Annotated in this window: 17 protein-coding genes; 7 read left to right on the top strand and 10 right to left on the bottom strand. The window is 58.9% G+C overall.

What is annotated here, in order from left to right; translation table 11 throughout:
• Positions 1-10: 10 nt before the first annotated feature.
• Positions 11-535: a DUF2059 domain-containing protein gene (locus tag AC3ISI_RS07460; RefSeq protein ID WP_489336197.1), complete on the bottom strand. Its 525-nt coding sequence runs from the start codon at positions 533-535 to the stop codon at positions 11-13.
• 192 nt (positions 536-727) lie between these two features.
• Here AC3ISI_RS07460 and AC3ISI_RS07455 point away from each other — a divergent pair, with 192 nt between their 5' ends.
• On the top strand, positions 728-2,122 hold the full coding sequence (locus AC3ISI_RS07455; protein ID WP_489337648.1) for a class II fumarate hydratase: 1,395 nt from the start codon (positions 728-730) through the stop codon (positions 2,120-2,122).
• Positions 2,123-2,234: 112 nt separating this feature from the next.
• Here the strand turns inward: AC3ISI_RS07455 and AC3ISI_RS07450 are convergent, their stop codons facing one another.
• From AC3ISI_RS07450 to pap, 3 genes are all read right to left on the bottom strand, one after another.
• Positions 2,235-3,194, bottom strand: a complete 960-nt coding sequence (locus tag AC3ISI_RS07450) for a DMT family transporter (protein ID WP_489336196.1) — start codon at positions 3,192-3,194, stop codon at positions 2,235-2,237.
• A gap of 302 nt (positions 3,195-3,496) precedes the next feature.
• Positions 3,497-4,681, bottom strand: a complete 1,185-nt coding sequence (locus AC3ISI_RS07445) for a thiolase family protein (protein ID WP_489336194.1) — start codon at positions 4,679-4,681, stop codon at positions 3,497-3,499.
• Between the two features lie 102 nt (positions 4,682-4,783).
• Entirely contained in the window at positions 4,784-6,298 is a 1,515-nt protein-coding gene (pap, locus tag AC3ISI_RS07440) for a polyphosphate:AMP phosphotransferase (RefSeq protein WP_489336193.1), read from the bottom strand.
• A 129-nt stretch (positions 6,299-6,427) separates the two neighbouring features.
• On the opposite strand from pap, the gene mnmC reads away from it, so the two are divergent.
• From mnmC to AC3ISI_RS07415, 5 genes are all read left to right on the top strand, one after another.
• Positions 6,428-8,407, top strand: coding sequence for a bifunctional tRNA (5-methylaminomethyl-2-thiouridine)(34)-methyltransferase MnmC2/FAD-dependent 5-carboxymethylaminomethyl-2-thiouridine(34) oxidoreductase MnmC1 (gene mnmC / locus AC3ISI_RS07435; protein ID WP_489336192.1), 1,980 nt, complete (start codon positions 6,428-6,430; stop codon positions 8,405-8,407).
• Between the two features lie 189 nt (positions 8,408-8,596).
• Complete coding sequence (locus tag AC3ISI_RS07430; RefSeq protein WP_489336190.1) at positions 8,597-10,369, top strand: N-acetylglutaminylglutamine amidotransferase; 1,773 nt, start codon at positions 8,597-8,599, stop codon at positions 10,367-10,369.
• Positions 10,370-10,372: 3 nt separating this feature from the next.
• On the top strand, positions 10,373-12,121 hold the full coding sequence (gene ngg, locus AC3ISI_RS07425; protein WP_489336189.1) for an N-acetylglutaminylglutamine synthetase: 1,749 nt from the start codon (positions 10,373-10,375) through the stop codon (positions 12,119-12,121).
• Between the two features lie 161 nt (positions 12,122-12,282).
• On the top strand, positions 12,283-13,473 hold the full coding sequence (locus tag AC3ISI_RS07420) for an osmoprotectant NAGGN system M42 family peptidase (RefSeq protein WP_489336187.1): 1,191 nt from the start codon (positions 12,283-12,285) through the stop codon (positions 13,471-13,473).
• Positions 13,474-13,592: 119 nt separating this feature from the next.
• On the top strand, positions 13,593-13,820 hold the full coding sequence (locus AC3ISI_RS07415; RefSeq protein WP_003199186.1) for a YheU family protein: 228 nt from the start codon (positions 13,593-13,595) through the stop codon (positions 13,818-13,820).
• 5 nt (positions 13,821-13,825) lie between these two features.
• Here the strand turns inward: AC3ISI_RS07415 and csrA are convergent, their stop codons facing one another.
• The 3 genes from csrA to AC3ISI_RS07400 all read right to left on the bottom strand — a co-directional run bounded on the left by csrA (position 13,826) and on the right by AC3ISI_RS07400 (position 15,377).
• Positions 13,826-14,011, bottom strand: a complete 186-nt coding sequence (gene csrA / locus AC3ISI_RS07410) for a carbon storage regulator CsrA (protein ID WP_489336186.1) — start codon at positions 14,009-14,011, stop codon at positions 13,826-13,828.
• A 153-nt stretch (positions 14,012-14,164) separates the two neighbouring features.
• A complete protein-coding gene (locus tag AC3ISI_RS07405; RefSeq protein ID WP_489336185.1) occupies positions 14,165-14,497 on the bottom strand; it encodes a YnfA family protein in 333 nt (110 codons plus the stop codon).
• 64 nt (positions 14,498-14,561) lie between these two features.
• The gene (locus AC3ISI_RS07400) at positions 14,562-15,377 is read right to left on the bottom strand and encodes an SDR family oxidoreductase (protein WP_489336184.1); all 816 of its coding nucleotides are present in this window, start codon (positions 15,375-15,377) and stop codon (positions 14,562-14,564) included.
• Positions 15,378-15,657: 280 nt separating this feature from the next.
• Here AC3ISI_RS07400 and AC3ISI_RS07395 point away from each other — a divergent pair, with 280 nt between their 5' ends.
• On the top strand, positions 15,658-15,816 hold the full coding sequence (locus AC3ISI_RS07395; protein ID WP_172825980.1) for a DUF3309 family protein: 159 nt from the start codon (positions 15,658-15,660) through the stop codon (positions 15,814-15,816).
• Positions 15,817-15,887: 71 nt separating this feature from the next.
• Here the strand turns inward: AC3ISI_RS07395 and AC3ISI_RS07390 are convergent, their stop codons facing one another.
• The 3 genes from AC3ISI_RS07390 to AC3ISI_RS07380 form a co-directional block, all read right to left on the bottom strand.
• The gene (locus AC3ISI_RS07390; RefSeq protein ID WP_489336183.1) at positions 15,888-17,981 is read right to left on the bottom strand and encodes an LTA synthase family protein; all 2,094 of its coding nucleotides are present in this window, start codon (positions 17,979-17,981) and stop codon (positions 15,888-15,890) included.
• Between the two features lie 283 nt (positions 17,982-18,264).
• Positions 18,265-18,870, bottom strand: a complete 606-nt coding sequence (locus AC3ISI_RS07385) for an START domain-containing protein (RefSeq protein WP_489336182.1) — start codon at positions 18,868-18,870, stop codon at positions 18,265-18,267.
• A gap of 41 nt (positions 18,871-18,911) precedes the next feature.
• Entirely contained in the window at positions 18,912-19,166 is a 255-nt protein-coding gene (locus AC3ISI_RS07380) for a YkgJ family cysteine cluster protein (protein ID WP_489336181.1), read from the bottom strand.
• Positions 19,167-19,302 lie beyond the last annotated feature (136 nt).

Here is a 19,302-nt window from a genome sequence, read left to right as displayed (position 1 = left end):
CGAACTCCGCTTAAGGCTTTTTCTTGGCTGGAGCGGCGGCGCCTTTAGGCTCCAGCTCGGCCGTCATGTCAGCCAGCAGCTTGTTGACCACAGGCACCGCGCTTTCCAGCTTGGCTTGAGTCATCTGGGCCGATTGCTGAGTCAGCTGCGGCATTTTTTCCAGGACTTTCTTGCCCAGTGGCGACTGGTAGAACGCAACCAGGTCTTTAAGCTCGGATTCGCTGAAGTTGGTGGTGTAGAGCTTGACCATGTCCGGCTTCAGCTTGTTCCAGCCAATGGCTTGGTCCAGCGCGGCGTTGGCTTTGGCCTGATACGTTTCCAGCACGGCTTTTTTCGATTCAGGGGCTTTGGTCTGTGCAAAGCGCTGAGCGAACATTTGCTGCACTTGCATGTACACCGGAGTGCCTAATTTGTCAGCGTGCGCCAGGGTCAGGAAAGCTTCGGCACTGGCGTTGTGGCTGGCGGTATCGGCAAAAACTGGGCCGCTGGCGCAGACCAGTGCAACCGCGGTACAGATGGCACGAAGACGAGTCATCGAGTTTCCTTTTCTAGCAGGCGAGGTAAAACCCCAAGGGCGTCTATTCTGCGCCTAAAAAAGTGTGTCGCTCAACCCCAAGCCTTGTCGGGCTTGAATTAGAGGGCTTGAATCGGCAAAAACCGGTCAGATGGAACCACTACCGCCGATCACAGCCTAAACTGCGCTATCAGACCTACAGGAGTGTGCATGATGAGCCGTATCGAAACCGACAGCCTTGGCCAGGTAGAAGTCCCGGATGAAGCTTACTGGGGCGCTCAGACGCAACGCTCGCTGATTAACTTCGCCATCGGCAGCGAGAAAATGCCACTTGCGGTACTGCATGCCCTGGCGCTCATCAAGAAAGCCGCGGCGCGGGTCAATGACCGTAACGGCGACGTACCCGCCGATGTCGCCCGGCTGATCGAACAGGCCGCCGACGAAGTACTCGATGGCGACCACGACGACCAGTTCCCGCTGGTGGTCTGGCAGACCGGCAGCGGCACCCAAAGCAACATGAACGTCAACGAAGTGATTGCCGGTCGCGCCAACGAACTGGCTGGCAACCCGCGCGGCGGCAAGTCGCCGGTGCACCCTAACGATCATGTCAACCGCTCGCAAAGCTCCAACGACTGCTTCCCCACCGCCATGCACATCGCGGCGGTCCAAGCGGTGCAGCATCATTTGCTGCCGGCCATCAGTGAACTGTCTGGCGGGTTGGCCGAGCTGGCGGCGGGACACATGAAACTGGTCAAGACCGGTCGAACACACATGATGGACGCCACGCCGATTACCTTCGGCCAGGAAATTTCGGCGTTCATCGCACAACTGGATTACGCCGAACGGGCGATCCGCAGCGCGCTACCTGCCGTGTGTGAACTGGCCCAGGGTGGCACTGCTGTCGGTACGGGCCTGAATTCACCGCACGGTTTTGGCGAAGCGATTGCTGCCGAACTGGCCGCCCTCTCCGGCCTGCCCTTCATCACCGCGCCGAACAAATTCGCCGCGCTGGCCGGTCATGAACCGCTGACGACCCTGTCGGGGGCGCTGAAGACATTGGCGGTGACCCTGATGAAAATCGCCAACGACCTGCGCCTGCTGGGCTCCGGTCCTCGGGCCGGTTTCGCCGAGGTGAAATTGCCCGCCAACGAACCGGGCAGCTCGATCATGCCTGGCAAGGTCAATCCGACGCAGTGCGAGGCGCTGTCGATGCTGGCGTGTCAGGTCCTGGGCAATGACGTTGCCATCGGCTTTGCGGCGAGCCAGGGCCATCTGCAATTGAATGTGTTCAAACCGGTGATCATCCACAACCTGCTGCAATCGATCCGACTGCTGGGGGATGGCTGCAGCAACTTCCAGCAGCATTGCATTGCCGGACTTGAGCCGGATGCAGAAAAAATGGCTGAGCATTTGGAGCGGGGGTTGATGCTGGTAACGGCGTTGAATCCGCACATTGGCTATGACAAATCGGCGGAAATTGCCAAGAAGGCTTACGCCGAAGGGCTGACATTGCGGGAGGCGGCGTTGCAGCTGGGGTATCTGACGGATGAAGAGTTTGATGCGTGGGTAAGACCGGAGAATATGCTGGAGGCCGGGGCCAAGGGCTGAGATGTGTAGCGTCAGTTAGATTGTCATCGCCGGCAAGCCGGTCTCGCTCCCACAGGGAATCGCATTTTCCTGTGGGAGCGAGCCTGCTCGCGATTGGCAGCGATGCAGATGTTCAGCCTAGCGCTATTTTAGTTTTTCGCGCCTTGAGTCCTGCAATGAGCGAAGGCCCCAACGCCACCAACGCCGACCCCAACACCACCAGCACCGCACCGCCATACCCCAAACCGTTGATCGTTTCGGCCTGTACGAAGTCAGGCCACAACCACGCGGCCACGGCCACCGCGACAAACGTCACCAACGGCGTGATCGCCAGCGTCGCACTCACCCGCGACGCTTCCCAATGGGCCAGCGCTTCGGCAAACGCGCCATAGGCGATCAGCGTATTCATGCAGCACGCCAGCAGCAGCCAGCCTTGCAGCGGGCTCAATTGCAGCGCTTCCAGTGGATGTACCCACGGCGTCAACAACAGCGCGCAGAACAGGTAGATCACCATCATCACCTGCAGCGAATTCCACACCGTCAGCAATTGCTTCTGCCCCAAGGCGTAAAAGGTCCAGACCGTGGACGCCAACAACACCAACAGCACGCCGGTGGTGTATTCGGTCAACGAAGTGAGCAGCTCGGCCAGGCGCTGATTGAAAAACAGGGCGAAACCGATCAGCAGCACCAACAGACCAATCCCCTGACCCACGCTGAAACGTTCCTTGAACACAAACAGACTGGCGATCAGCAACATGATCGGGCCCATCTGCACCACCAATTGCGCAGTGCCGGCGCTGAGCAGGTTCAGCCCCATCAAGTACAGCACGTAGTTACCGACCAGACCGAGCACCGCCATCAACACCAGCCAGCCACCCCGTGGGCCGAGGACTTTACGAGTCGGCAAACGCTTGGTCGCCGCCAGATAAATAAACAGGCACCCACCGGACACGATCAGGCGAAACCAGGTGACGGTCACCGGGTCCATCACCAACAACACTTGCTTGAGTTTGATCGGCAGGATTCCCCACAACAGCGCAGTCAACAAGGCCAGAAACAGACCGTAGACCCAGCGACCGGATGAAATGTGCATGCGAACCCCAACTGCCAGATGGCGAGAATCGTCATTCTAGGCGCAGAGGCGTCTGGCACACAGGGACAGTTGGCGAGCAGGCGCGAATGAAACTGTGCAGGTCGCCGGGAGATTCAAGCGTATATCGAGCGGATGCTGAATTTGAGTGCCCGCCGCTAGACCGAGGCGCTGCCTTCGCGAGCAGGCTCACTCCCACAGTTGATCGCATTTCTCCAGGAAGAACTCGGTCAACTAGGAGCGGCGGTGCGACGATTCGACTTGCCCGCGAAGGCGGCCTGACAATCACCACAAACTCTTGAGGCTTAACGCACCGCCTCAAACAACCCGGTCGCGCCCATCCCGCCACCCACGCACATGGTGACGATGCCGTAACGCAATTTGCGCCGCTGCAATTCCCGCACGAGATGCCCGACCTGACGCGAACCGGTCATGCCGAACGGGTGGCCAATGGAAATCGACCCGCCATTGACGTTGTACTTCTCGTTATCGATCTCCAGCCGATTGCGGCTGTACAGGCACTGCGAGGCGAACGCTTCGTTGAGTTCCCACAGATCAATGTCGGCCATTTGCAACCCCTTGGCCTTGAGCAACTTGGGCACCGAGAACACCGGGCCAATGCCCATCTCATCCGGCTCGCACCCGGCGACCGTGAAACCCCGGAAGAACGCTTTGGGCTTCAAACCCAGCTCCAGCGCTTTTTCCAGGCTCATCACCAGCGTCATCGACGCCCCGTCGGACAGTTGCGAGGAGTTGCCCGCCGTGACCGAACCGTCTTCGGCAAATACCGGTTTCAAGCCCGCCAGACTTTCCAGCGTGGTGTCCGGGCGGTTGCAGTCGTCACGATCGACGATGCCATCGAGGATTTGAATTTCACCTGTGTTTTTGTCTTCAACCCGGTACTTCACCGCCATCGGCACGATTTCATCATCGAACAAACCGGCGGCTTGAGCCTGAGCGGTACGCTGCTGACTTTGCAGGGCATACAGGTCTTGATCTTGGCGACTGACGTTGTACCGACGCGCGACGATTTCGGCGGTCTGGCCCATCGGGAAGTAGATGCCTGGCACCTGCTCCTTCAGCAGCGGGTTGATCAGGTTATCGGTATTGACGCTTTTCATGGTCAGGCTGATGGACTCGACGCCACCGGCAACGATGATGTCGCTGCAACCCGACGCAATCTGGTTGGCCGCAATGGCAATCGCCTGCAAGCCCGAGGAGCAAAAGCGGTTAAGGGTCATGCCGGCGACGCCGACGCCCAAACGCGACAACACGGCGACGTTGCGACCGATGTTGTAGCCCTGCGCACCTTCGTTGGAGCCCGCGCCGACGATGCAGTCTTCGACACTGGCCGGGTCGATGCCATTACGTGCCAACAAAGAGTCGACACAATGCGCCGCCATGTCATCTGGCCGGGTCTGATTGAACTTGCCGCGAAAGGATTTGGCCAGGCCGGTCCGCACGCTGTCGACGATCACCACTTCACGCATGGCATACCTCATTGTTGTTATCGGTTGAGAGTGGTCCGAGCATAAGTCCACCTCATAAGGGACCGCGACAATCATTCATCCCGCGTATGCGTAACCATCGACTCAGCTCTTGTGCTTCCTGGCCTTCTTGTCGGACTTGTCGAACGCGGCTTCCAGCGCCCGATTAATCGTGCGCAAGACTTTGACCCGCGCCCAGCGTTTGTCATTGGCCTCCACCAACGTCCAGGGCGAGACCCCGGTGCTGGTGCGATCGACCATGTCACCGACCGCTGCACGGTAAGCGTCCCATTTATCGCGATTGCGCCAATCGTCTTCGGTGATCTTGAAACGCTTGAAGGGAATTTCTTCCCGGGCCTGGAAACGCTCCAGTTGTGTCTGCTTGTCGATGGCCAGCCAGAACTTGACCACGATGACGCCCGAATCGGAAATCTGTTCTTCGAAGTCGTTGATCTCGCTGTAGGCCCGCAGCCAGTCCGTCGGCGGGCAAAAGCCTTCGATGCGCTCTACCAGCACTCGCCCATACCAGGAGCGATCAAAAACCGTGAATTTGCCCTTGGCCGGAAGGTGGCGCCAGAACCGCCACAGATACGGCTGCGCCCGCTCCTCTTCGGTCGGCGCGGCAATCGGCACGATGCTGTATTGACGCGGATCGAGCGCCGCCGCAACTCGCCGGATCGCCCCGCCCTTGCCCGCCGCATCGTTGCCTTCAAACACCGCCACCAACGCGTGCTGACGCATGCGTTTATCGCGCATCAAGCCCGAAAATCGCGCCTGTTCGGTAATCAGTTGTTCTTCGTAATCGTCCTTGTCCAGGTGCAGGCTCAAGTCGAGGCTGTCGAGCAAGTTGATCTGATCGATATGGATCGGTAGCGGCGCGGCATTGACTTTGTCAGGATGGACATCCGAACGTTTCAGCGCATTTTGCAGACCTTCAAGCAGGATCTTGCCCACCGCCAGGCTACGGTAATTGGCGTCCAACCCTTCAATCACATGCCACGGCGCGTAGTCGCGGCTGGTGCGGCGCAACACACGCTCGCCGTATTTCACGAATTTGTCGTACGTCTGGGATTGTTGCCAGTCCAGCGGACTGATGCGCCAGCTGTGCAGCGGATCGTCTGCAAGGGCCTTAAGGCGCGCTTTCATTTGTTTTTTGGAGAGGTGGAACCAGAATTTGAAGATCAGCGCGCCTTCATCGCACAGCATCTTTTCAAAACGCTCGGATTGGTTGATCGACTGATCCAGCACGGCGTCTTTGAACAGGCCATGAACCCGGCCTTGCAGCATCTGGCTGTACCAGTTGCCGAAGAAAATCCCCATGCGACCCGAGGCCGGCAGCATCCGCCAATAACGCCAGGCCGGTGGCCGCGCCAGCTCCTCATCCGTCTGCTGGTCGAAGGTACGGACCTCTATCAGACGCGGGTCCATCCATTCGTTGAGCAACTTGACCGTCTCACCCTTGCCGGCGCCTTCGATGCCATTGATCAGGATGATCACCGGGAAACGTTTTTGCTGCTGAAGTTCGAACTGCGCTTCAAGCAGGGCCTCGCGCAGCGCCGGCACCTCGGCGTCATAGGTTTCTTTGTCGATGGCGTGACCGATTTCGGCGGATTCAAACATTGGACGGCTCCTTCCAGAATTATCCAAGACTAGCGGATTGGGCCGGTCACCCACACAGAAAATTCCCTGCGATGTGGGCTTTTGTGGCGAGGGGGCTAGAATGGCGACCTTGCCGTTGCCGAGCCTGCCATGAAACCTGTATTGCCTCACGCCCAACTCGACTGGGACGACCAGGGTCGCCCGTATTCGCGGGTGTTCGACGACGTGTATTTTTCGGACAAGTCGGGCCTTGAAGAAACCCGTTACGTGTTCCTTGAGCAAAACAATCTGCGTGAACGTTTCGCCGCGTTGCCGGACGGCGGTCGACTGGTCATTGGCGAGACCGGCTTCGGCACCGGGTTGAATTTTCTGTGTGCCTGGCAGTTGTTTGAACAGCACGCGGTGGCGGGTGCGCGGCTGCACTTTGTCAGCGTCGAAAAGTACCCGTTGAACGCTCCCGATCTGCAAAGGGCCCTGGCGTTATGGCCAGAACTCAAACCGTTCGCCGATCAATTGCTCGCGCAATACGTGGCGATCCATCAAGGCTTCCAGCGACTGGTGCTGGACAACGGCCGCGTCACCCTGACGCTGCTGATCGGCGATGCACTGGAGCAGTTGCCGCAACTGGACGCGCAGATTGACGCCTGGTTTCTCGACGGTTTCGCCCCGGCGAAAAACCCCGACATGTGGACTGCCCAATTGTTTGCCGAACTGGCTCGGCTGGCAGCGCCAGCCTCTACCATCAGCACGTTCACCAGCACGGGTTGGGTGCGCCGGTTGTTGAATGCGGCAGGCTTCAAGATGAAGCGCACACCGGGCATTGGCCACAAGTGGGAAATTTTGCGGGGCGTGTTTCTCGGTTGGCCTGGAGATGTCGCAGCCCCTATTGCCGCCAAACCCTGGTTTGCTCGTCCAATGCCTCTGACGGGCGAACGTAGAGCCTTGGTCATCGGTGCCGGCCTGGCGGGTTGCGCCACGGCCGCCAGCCTCGCCACGCGAGGATGGCAGGTCAGTTTGCTGGAGCGTCATGACGCACTGGCCCAGGAAGCCTCGGGCAACCCACAAGGCGTGTTGTACCTAAAGCTTTCCGCCCATGGCACCGCATTGTCTCAATTGATTGTCAGTGGTTTTGGCCACACCCGACGCTTGCTGGAGCATTTGCAACGCGGTGTCGACTGGGACGACTGCGGTGTTCTGCAACTGGCGTTCAATGCCAAGGAAGCAGAGCGTCAGGCGCAATTGGCGGCGGCGTTTCCTGAAGATCTGCTGCACGTGCTGGATCGAGAAAACGCCGAGATTCAGGCCGGTATCGCGCTGCAATCAGGTGGCCTGTTTTACCCCGAAGGCGGCTGGGTGCATCCGCCCGCCCTGTGCCACTGGCAAGCGACGCATCCGAACATCCGGATTCTTACCCATCGTGAAGTGCTGGAACTGCGCCGTGTCGATGGGCACTGGCAAGCCTGGGATGGCGAATCATTATTAGCTGACGCCCCCGTGGTGGTGCTCGCCGGCGCCGCCGAGATCAACCGTTTCCCGTACAGCAGCGAACTGCCGCTCAAACGTATTCGCGGACAAATCACTCGCCTGCAACAGACACCTGAGAGCCAAAGCCTGAGTACCGTGGTTTGCGCCGAAGGTTATGTCGCCCCGGCTCGATTGGGTGAACACACGCTGGGCGCCAGTTTCGATTTCAACAACGATGACCTGACGCCGACAGCTGCTGAACATGCTGGCAACCTGCACATGCTGGAAGAAATCTCGGTGGATCTGGTTGCTCGGCTCGGTGCAGACACCTTGCAACCTGAAGCTCTTGAGGGTCGGGCCGCGTTTCGCTGCACCAGCCCGGATTACTTGCCGATTGTCGGGCCTTTGGCGGACAGCCAGGCGTTTGCCGACGCCTACATCGCCCTGAGCAAGGATGCCCGGCAAACCCCGGACATCCCTTGCCCCTGGCTAGAAGGTTTGTTCGTCAACAGCGGCCACGGTTCACGAGGGCTGATCACCGCGCCATTGTCAGGCGAGTTGCTGGCAGCCTGGCTGGATGACGAACCGCTGCCATTGCCCAGAGCGGTAGCCGAAGCCTGTCATCCAAACCGCTTTGCCTTGCGGCGTTTGATCCGGGGTAAGTGAATCCACTCGACTCATGACGCCCCGGGTCAGGCGCACGGTCCCGATGGCGTTGCCCTCCTTGTCCGTCCCGCGGACTTATTACTTATCGATCTAAAACTCCCTCGCCCCCACTGGGTCAGTTTCTGAGTACCCGCCGTTTTGGCCGGGTATCGATTGACCCTCCCCAACGGAAAAACCGGTAAGGATTTTATGTGCGGATTAGCTGGCGAGTTACGCTTTGATCATCAACCTGCGGACCTCGCAGCCGTTGAACGAATCACTCATCACCTGGCTCCTCGCGGCCCGGATGCCTGGGGTTTTCACGCTCAAGGACCCATTGCCCTAGGCCATCGGCGCCTGAAAATCATGGACCTGTCGGACGGCTCAGCGCAGCCGATGATCGACAGTCAATTGGGCTTGTCCCTGGCCTTCAACGGCGCGATCTACAACTTCCCGGAATTGCGCGCCGAGCTCGAAAGCCTCGGCTATGCCTTCTACTCCGGCGGTGACACCGAAGTGCTGCTCAAGGGCTATCACGCCTGGGGCGAAGCCTTGCTGCCCAAGCTCAACGGCATGTTTGCCTTCGCCATTTGGGAACGCGATGCCCAGCGTCTGTTCATCGCCCGCGACCGTCTCGGTGTGAAACCGCTGTACCTCTCGCGCACCGGCCAGCGCCTGCGCTTTGCCTCGGCACTGCCGGCGTTGCTCAAGGGCGGCGACATCAGCCCGATGCTCGATCCGGTGGCGCTCAATCATTACCTGAACTTCCACGCCGTGGTCCCTGCGCCGCGTACCCTGCTGGCCGGCATTGAAAAATTGCCACCCGCCACCTGGATGCGCATTGAGGCCGATGGCCGCACCGAGCAGAAAACCTGGTGGACCCTGCCCTACGGCCCCCGCGCCGACGAAATGAACCTGACCCTCGAAGACTGGCGCGACCGGGTGCTCGACAGCACCCGCGATGCGGTGGCGATTCGTCAACGGGCGGCAGTCGACGTCGGCGTGTTACTGTCAGGCGGCGTCGATTCGAGCTTGCTGGTCGGGCTGTTGCGTGAAGTCGGTGTGGAAAACCTTTCGACCTTCTCTATTGGTTTTCAGGATGCCGGCGGCGAGCGCGGCGATGAGTTCCAGTATTCGGACCTGATCGCCAAGCACTACGGCACCCAGCACCATCAATTGCGCATCGACGAAAAAGAGATCATCGAGCAACTGCCCGCCGCGTTCCGCGCCATGAGCGAGCCGATGGTCAGTCATGACTGCATCGCCTTTTATCTGCTGTCCCGCGAAGTGGCCAAGCATTGCAAAGTGGTCCAGAGCGGCCAGGGCGCGGACGAGTTGTTCGCCGGGTATCACTGGTATCCGCAAGTCGACGGCGCCGCCGATCCGTACACCGCCTATCGCGAGGCATTCTTCGACCGCAGCTATGACGATTACGCTGCCACCGTGCAGCCGAAATGGCTGACAGCGAATGACGCCGCCGGTGACTTCGTGAAGGAACATTTCGCACAGCCCGGCGCCGATGCGGCGGTCGACAAGGCCCTGCGTCTGGACAGCACGGTGATGCTGGTGGACGACCCGGTCAAACGCGTCGACAACATGACCATGGCTTGGGGCCTGGAAGCGCGCACGCCGTTTCTCGACTATCGACTGGTAGAGTTGTCGGCCCGGGTACCAGGCAAATTCAAACTGCCCGACGGTGGCAAACAAGTGCTCAAGGAAGCGGCGCGCCTGGTGATTCCGAGTGAAGTCATCGACCGCAAGAAAGGTTACTTCCCGGTGCCCGGCCTCAAGCACTTACAGGGCGACACGCTGGACTGGGTGCGCGAATTGCTGCTCGATCCGAGTCAGGATCGCGGTCTGTTCAACCCGGCGATGCTCGACCGTTTGCTGACTGACCCGCAGGGTCAATTGACTCCGCTGCGCGGCTCCAAGCTGTGGCAACTGGCGGCCTTGAATCTGTGGCTCAGTGAGCAAGGAATCTGATCAATGAAACCCCACGCCACGGCTTACGGCCAACGCTTGTTGCGCGGCCAGACACCTTCTTATGAACGCTTACAGGCGCGTCTCGCCGAAGACGGCAGCGAACTGAGTGCCGCACCGATTGCCGTGCATTGCGGCTGGGGCCGGTTGCTGATCGGGCACACTTTTCCCGATCCAGCCAGCCTCGCCCAAGAGTTGCTCAATGAGCAGCCGGGCGAACGTGACATTGCGCTGTACGTTGCCGCACCTCAGCAAATACTGGGGCTTGAACCGGCACAGCTGTTTCTTGACCCGTCCGACACCTTTCGGTTGTGGTTCAGTGATTACCGTCAGGCCACTCGCGTGTTTCGAGGTTTTCGTATTCGTCGTGCACAAAGCGACGCCGACTGGCAGGCAATCAATCAGCTGTATCAGGCGCGCGGCATGTTGCCCATCGATGCGAATCTGCTGACCCCACGTCATTTGGGTGGCCCGGTGTATTGGCTGGCCGAGGACGAAGACAGCGGCGCGATCATCGGCAGTGTCATGGGCCTCAATCACCACAAGGCATTCAACGATCCAGAAAACGGCAGCAGCCTGTGGTGCCTGGCGGTCGACCCTTGCTGCTCGCGGCCCGGTGTCGGTGAGGTGTTGGTGCGGCATTTGATCGAACACTTCATGAGCCGTGGGCTGAGTTACCTCGACCTGTCGGTACTACACGACAACCGACAGGCGAAAAGCCTTTACGCCAAGCTCGGCTTTCGCAACCTCTCGACCTTTGCCATCAAGCGCAAGAACGGCATCAATCAGCCGCTGTTCCTCGGGCCGGGGCCGGAGGCGGAATTCAATCCGTATGCGCGGATCATCGTTGAGGAGGCCCTTCGCCGCGGCATTGACGTGCAGGTTGATGACGCCGATGCCGGCCTGTTCACCCTCAGCCATGGCGGGCGCCGGGTGCGCTGCCGCGAATCGTTGAGCGACCTGACCAGCGCCATCAGCATGAGCCTGTGTCAGGACAAAAGCCTGACGCATAAAGTGCTCAAAGCCGCAGGGCTGAACTTGCCTTCGCAACAAATGGCGGGCAATGCCGATGACAACCTGGCGTTTCTCGATGAGTACGAGCGGGTGGTGGTCAAGCCGCTGGATGGCGAGCAAGGCCAGGGCGTCGCCGTGGATTTGCAGACTATCGAAGAAGTGCAGCAAGCCATCGAAGCGGCTCGCAATTTCGACAGTCGAGTGCTGCTGGAAAGTTTTCACGAAGGCCTCGACCTGCGGATTCTGGTGATCGGGTTTGAGGTGGTGGCGGCGGCGATTCGGCGGCCGGCGGAAGTGGTCGGCGACGGTCAGCATTCCATTGGCGCGTTGATCGAAGCCCAGAGTCGACGGCGACAAGCCGCGACCAGCGGCGAGAGCAAAATCCCGCTCGATCATGAGACCCAACGCACGTTGCATACGGCGGGTTACGACTACAGCAGCATTCTGCCGGCGGGCGAGCACTTGTTCGTACGGCGTACGGCGAATCTTCATACGGGCGGGGTGCTGGAGGATGTGACGGCGATCCTCCATCCGACCTTGGTGGATGCGGCGGTACGTGCGGCGCGGGCGCTGGATATCCCGATGGTCGGACTCGACTTGATGGTGCCCGCTGCCGATCAGCCGGCGTATGTGTTTATCGAGGCCAATGAGCGCGCCGGGCTGGCCAATCATGAGCCACAGCCGACGGCTGAGCGGTTTGTCGATTTGTTGTTTCCGCATAGTCAGCCGGCTGCCTCTTAGTGATGTGTCGTCTGGACTGACGCCTTCGCGAGCAGGCTCGCTCCCACAGTTGACCGCATTCCCCTGTGGGAGCGAGCCTGCTCGCGATGGCGGCCTGACAGGCAATACAAATCCTTTCCCTCATCGAAACCATCGATGTTCTGTACCCATCAGGAGTTTCCATGACCAGCAAAATTCCCGAACCGGATCTCAACTACCTGCAAAAAGTCCTGCTGGAAATGCTCGCCATTCCCAGCCCGACCGGGTTCACCGACACCATCGTGCGTTATGTCGCCGAACGCCTTGAGGAGCTGGGCATCCCCTTCGAAATGACCCGTCGCGGCACCATCCGCGCCACCCTCAAAGGCAAGAAAAACAGCCCCGACCGCGCAGTTTCCGCGCACCTGGATACTATCGGTGCAGCGGTTCGCGCCATCAAAGATAACGGTCGTCTGACGCTAGCCCCGGTCGGTTGCTGGTCCAGCCGTTTTGCCGAGGGCAGCCGGGTCAGCCTGTTCACCGATAACGGCGTGATTCGCGGCAGCGTGTTGCCGCTGATGGCTTCCGGGCACGCCTTCAATACCGCCGTGGACGAGATGCCGATCAGTTGGGATCACATCGAACTACGCCTGGATGCTTATTGCGCCACCCGTGCCGACTGCGACTCGTTGGGGATCAGCGTTGGCGATTTCGTGGCCTTCGACCCCTTGCCGGAATTCACTGAAAGCGGCCACATCAGCGCCCGCCATCTGGACGACAAGGCCGGGGTGGCTGCATTGCTCGCGGCGATAAAAGCCATCGTCGACAGCGGCGAAGAGTTGATGATCGACTGCCATCCGCTGTTCACCATTACCGAGGAAACCGGCAGCGGCGCGGCGGCAGCGTTGCCTTGGGACGTCAGCGAGTTCGTCGGCATCGACATTGCGCCCGTCGCACCCGGCCAGCATTCCAGCGAACACGCCGTGAGTGTGGCGATGCAGGATTCGGGCGGGCCTTATGACTATCACTTGTCGCGACATTTGCTGCGCCTGGCCCGAGACAACGAATTACCGGTGCGTCGCGACCTGTTCCGTTACTACTTCAGCGATGCGCACTCTGCGGTGACGGCCGGGCACGACATTCGCACCGCCCTGCTCGCCTTTGGTTGCGATGCGACGCACGGTTATGAGCGAACGCATATCGACAGCCTGGCGGCATTGAGCCGCTTGCTGGGTGCCTACATTCTGAGTCCGCCGGTGTTTGACAGCGATGCGCAACCAGCGAAGGGGTCGCTGGACCGGTTCAGTCATCAGATCGAACATGACACGCAGATGGAAAGTGATACGCGGGTGCCTTCGGTGGATAGCCTGGTGGGGCAGCGGTCCGATAGCTGATCCGGACATTTTTATTGCCTGATCCGACGATGGGGGCAGACCAGACAACACATTAGCCCGAGGCTAGCCGCCATCGATCATTCGCCGTAGCATCGCGCCATTGTTTAGCCGAGGTGCCTATGCTGATCCCCCACGACCAACTTGAAGTCGACACCCTGACCCGCCTGATCGAGGATTTCGTGACCCGTGACGGTACAGACAATGGCGATGACACGCCGCTGGAAACCCGTGTGTTGCGAGTTCGCCAGGCATTGACCAAAGGCCAGGCGCTGATCGTTTTCGACCCGGAAAGCGAGCAATGCCAATTGATGCTCAAGCACGATGTGCCCAAGCACCTGTTTGACTGAACGATTCAGCGTCCCTTGGTCTTGGCCAGTTTGACCTGGATGCGCTCATAGACCTCAGCCCGATGCACATTGACGCTCAACGGCGCCTCGACGCCAAAACGCACACTGTTGCCGCTGACGTTGAGGATGCGCACTGAAATGTCGTCACCGATGGAAATTACCTCGCCCACAACGCGACTGAGTACAAGCATGGTATTGGTCCTTGAGGATTGCCGGCCCTTGAAGATGCCCGGCGTTTAGCGGGTCTTCAATGCGAGGACAGCAAATCAGTCCAGCCCTACAGCGCCAGACGATCACACCTGACGGAAGCGTCCGACAAATCGATTGAATGCAGGACCGATCCTTCAGGACGCAGAGAAGCGCGGGCCAAACAGAATGATGCTGGCCCCGATCACACACAGCGCCACGCCAATCCAGTCCGAGCTCAATGGTCGGATTCGCTCGACGACTGCCAGCCAGCCAATTGAAGCAATGATGTAAATGCCACCGTAGGCGGCATAGGCGCGCCCGGCGTAGGTGGCTTCGACTCGGGTCAGCAATAACGCGAACAGGGTCAGGCTGAGTAACGCCGGCACGATCCATAAAACGCTTTTGCCTTGGCGCAACCACATCCAGAACGCGAAACAACCGGCAATCTCGAACAGCGCCGCGAGGAAAAACCACAGGTAATTGAGCATATAGGTGCCTCGTGAGGATGGCCGATGGCGGCCACCCTAACGACGCTGCTGCCTACGGGCAAGTTCAGCCAGCGTTTTGTTTGGCCTTGGCGCGCATTTTGTCAGCCATGACGGTCATTTCGTTGTAGAGCAGTTGCGGGTTCTTCTGTTTGATCGCCCAGGCCATGCGGCCTTGTTCGTGAGGCAGGATCATGAATTCGCCGGCGGCCACCTGTTGGTAGATATAGTCGGCAATGTCAGTGGCGGTGATCGGCGAACTTTCCAGCAGCTTACCAACCTGCGCCTTCATCGCCGGGGTCGGACCGCGGAAAGAGTCGAGCAAGTTGGTCTGGAAGAACGACGGGCACACCACATGCACACTCACTTCCTGCTGTGCCAGTTCGATCAACAGGCTTTCGGATAACGCCACCACGCCAGCCTTGGCCACGTTGTAGTTGCTCATGGCGGGGCCTTGCATCAAGGCGGCCATCGACGCGATGTTGATGATCTTGCCTTTGCTGTCTTCCAGCAGCGGCAGGAACGCCTTGCAGCCCTTGACCACTCCCATCAGGTTGATCGCGATCTGCCAGTCCCAGTCCTCCAGCGACAGTTCACTGAAGAAGCCCCCCGAAGCTACACCGGCGTTATTGACGATGATATCGATGCCGCCCAGCTTTTCTTCGCAGGCCTGGGCGAATGCAGTCAGCTGGCTGTAGTCGCGTACATCGCAACGCTGAACAAAACCATCGCCACCGACGTCGCGAACCAGTTTCAGGGTTTCCTGCAGGCCGGGCTCACTGACATCCGACAATGCCAGTTGCCAGCCTTCGCGCGCCCAACGCAGCGCGATTTCGCGACCCAGGCCCGAGCCCGCGCCAGTGATCATCATGCGATTTTGCATAGCAAACAGCCTTGTGGTTCCGGGGAAGATGCGCTGAGTGTAGCGAAGGAGATTGCCCGACCCACGCTCCATCAGATTGCTGAATGGCCCGAGCAAACCGTGGGCGCGTGTGACTCAACTAACGCTGGAACAAATGAAATAAGCCTGACTTCGAAAAACATCAAAAAAACATGGAATTTTCCGACTCGCGCACCAGTCGGACTTTGTAAGCAGCTAGAAATTATTGCCTTCCAGCTGACAGTTTAAAGACAGGTCATTCCAGAACACTTTCAACAAGGAAATAGACATGGGCACAATTCTGATCGTTATTCTGATCCTCTTGCTGATCGGTGGTCTGCCGGTTTTCCCACACTCCAGAAGTTGGGGTTATGGCCCGTCGGGTATCATCGGCGTGGTGCTGGTGGTGCTGTTGATCCTGCTGTTGCTTGGCCGGATATAACGGACATAACAAGTTAACAGACGAAAAAAAAGGCCCTTGAAAAAGGGCCTCTTTTTTATTCCGCCGAATACTTAGTCCGGTTTGCCATCAACTACACCCGCAGTGTTGTCGAGCAGGCTTTTGGTCGCCGTCTGCAGGAACGATTCGAGCTTGAGTTTCAACTCCGCAGTGCGTGGATCGTTAGGAACGATCTCGGAACGCGGATTGGCGCCCAGCTCGTAGCGGTACATCTTAGGCTCCATATCCTTGTCTTTCGGCAGCACCAGAATCTGGTCAGCGGTAAGAATGGCCGTGGTCTGCTCGCTGCCCGAAGGTTTGATCACGCCAAAACCGGCGTCGCCTTCCGGCAGGTTGAGCAGGTCACGACCCCAGCACTGGTGGCGCACTTCGCCACCGATACGGCCCATGATAGTCGGCACGATGTCGATCTGAGTGCCCACGGTATGGTCACGCTGACCGAATTTCTCCTGGATGCCCGGTGCGATCATCAGCATCGGCACATTGAAGCGCCCCAGGTCCATTTCGGTGATTTGCTGCTCGTTACCGAAACCATGGTCACCCACGATCACAAAGAGGGTTTCCTTGAAGTAGGGCTCTTTACGCGCTTTCTCAAAGAACTGGCCCAGCGCCCAGTCGGAGTAACGCATGGCGGTCAGGTGTTCGTTGAGGTTGCCGCGATCGGTCACGCGCTCAACCGGTAAAGGTGTCGGCAAGGCATACGGCGTGTGGTTGGACAGCGTTTGCAGCAAGGCATAGAACGGCTTCCCGTTTTCCCGAGCCTTGAGCTCCACCAGGCCACGGTCGAACATGTCCTGGTCGGACACGCCCCAGGTCGGATCAGAGAACACCGGGTTCACGTAATCGTTACGACCGATGAAGTTGGTCATGCCCTGGTTGCTGAAGAAGCCAGACTGGTTATCCCAGGCGAAGTCGCCGTTGTAGACGTACACGTCCTCGAAGTCACGTGCACTGAGCAATTGCGGCAGGCCGGACAGTTTGTGGCTGCCTTCCGGGGTCTGCATCAGGTATTCGAAACCCGGCAGGTTCGGGAAGCAGGCCATGGTGGCGAACATACCCTGGTGGGTATGGGTGCCGTTGGAGAAGAAGCGGTCGAACAACAGGCCTTCCTTCGACAGTTTGTCGAGGTACGGCGTGATGTTACCCGGTCCGCCCAGCGCGCCGACCGAGTGACCGGCCATGCTTTCCATCAGGATCACGACCACGTTCTTGATCGGCAGGGTCTTGTCGGCCGGTGGCGTGTAATCGCGACGCACGGCGGCTATTTCGGCATCCACCAGTTTTTCGTCTTTCATCACCAACATGTCACGCACGGTCTGCTGAGCCAACGGCTGCGGCAGTGTGGCTTTCCAGATATTGTCGCGATCTTCGGACATCCGGCTCTTTGCCGCCGCGATCAGCGACAGGGTGCCGTTAAGGCCCAACTGGTTGGCAAAGTTCGAATCGGTGGTGTAGACGTCCCCCCAACGCAGCGGTGGGCCCTGACGCAGAGTGCCACGAGCTGCGACCACACAGATCAGCAGGCAGACGACGAACACGCCGACGCGTGCATACCACGGGGCGATCTGGCGTGTGCTGATGCTGCCACCGCTGAACGGGCCACGAGGCCGGGTCGCACGATCCGCACCTTTGAACGCCAAAGTCAGGATCAATGTGCCAAAGGCCCACGCCAGCAGATAGCGAACCACCGGGAAACCGTACCAGAGCATGCTCATCACGGTTTTCGGGTCTTCTTTCACATACTGAAAGACCAGGCCGTTGAGGCGCTGGTGAAACTCGCGGTAGAAGTCCATCTCCATCAGGCCGAGGAACAGCGCAATACTCGAAGCGAGGGTGAGCCAGAAGCGGAAGAACCCGCGAGCGGCCATCGCACGGGCGCTGAACAGCGCCAGCACCAGCGGAACGCAGAGGTAGACCACCAAGCGCAGGTCGAAACGCAGGCCGTTGGCGAACGCTTCAAGAAAGGTCGCAGCCGGTGTATCGAGGATCATCGAGCGGTTGTAGACCAGCAGCGCAACACGCAGCAGGCTGAACATGACCATCATGATCAAGGCGCACAACAGCGTATAGGCCAGATGCGATTTGACGGTCGGTTGCAGCAGGCGACTAGAAGCTCGCTGCTGATTCAGGGCGTCCGGGTTTGCCATGTCGTTTTAGGACCCATTGGAAGTTGAAGTTTCAAAATTACAGCGGCGCCCTGCCCTCTATTGGCCATTAGTTGGCCCCGGGGCTTGCGCGGTGCGCAAATGTTGCACGATCACCCGCCTCATTGCCATTGATTACTGTTTGGCTGACGGATGCGGGCGGATTGTCTTGGAGGCTTTGTGAAAATTTTGTGCAACGCATATCCGGAAACACAATAAAGCCGCGCACGGATAAAAACGCAAACGCCCCGAACCAGTCGGGGCGTTTTGCAGAAAAATGGTGCGATTACTTCTCGGCGCGTTCTTTCAGGTTTTTCAACGTATTGAACGGTGCATCGACCACGAACTTGTTGGCGACCATCGAAGGCACGCTACCGCCTGGCTCGGTGTGAACCTGATAGGTCACTTCAACCTGGTTACCCTTGGGTACGAACTTCCAGAAACCGTCGACTTTGGCGACCCGCACAAAACCTTTTTCTTCCGGAATGTAGTTCGGCACGCCTTCGAGCTTGCGGGTCAGGCTGCCATCGGCGCCTTCAACGGTGGTGATGTGCAAAATCGAATCACGCGGGGTGACGGGCCACGGGGTATTGAACTGAGTGTAGGTCCAGCTCTGATCGCCTTCGCGCTTGAGCAGTTTCTGCATTTTGCACTCGTGGATCCAGGCACAGGCGCCGGCCACGTCTTCCTGCAATGCACGCAGTTTGGCAACGGTGGTCTTCATCAAGGCTACGCCCTGATAGGACTTGTAGTCCGACCCCGGCACTTCAGCCAGAGAGATCTTGATGCCGTCTTCGTTCTTGGCGACCTTCCAGTCTTCAGCCTGGGCGGCCGTAGTGGCCAACACGGCGGTCAATCCACACAACACAGCGATACGATGCAGCGAACCCATGGTTTTATTCCTTATTGTTGAAGTTCCGTTGGTTAAACACATCACGCCGCCGTCATTTGCTCCCACCATCCCAGCAATTTGATCGCCTCGTCACTGCTGCTGCCGCACACTTCAACATCGGCTTCAAATGCCGAACACACTGCGGGGCGTTCGGGGTTACCGAAGATGTTGCACAGGTTATCGACCGAAAGTTGTACGCAACGTTCGCCAGCGGCTTTGCCATTGGGCATACCGGGAATCGGCGAGCTGATGGAAGGGGCTATGCAACAGGCACCACAGCCTTCACGGCATTTCATGATGACGGGCTCCTCACGAGGTGTGATGTGTAAAAGGACGGGACACAGAGTAACCGCTAAAACAGTTGTTTAAAATTACCTGAACCGGGGTTTTTTCGTTCGAATCAACGTGACTGACCAGTCTCCGACAAAGCGC

The sequence above is a fragment of the Pseudomonas sp. GL_139_B genome (assembly GCF_057834475.1).
Note: the sequence above shows the minus strand (reverse complement) of the source record. Positions and strands in the feature narration are given on the sequence as shown.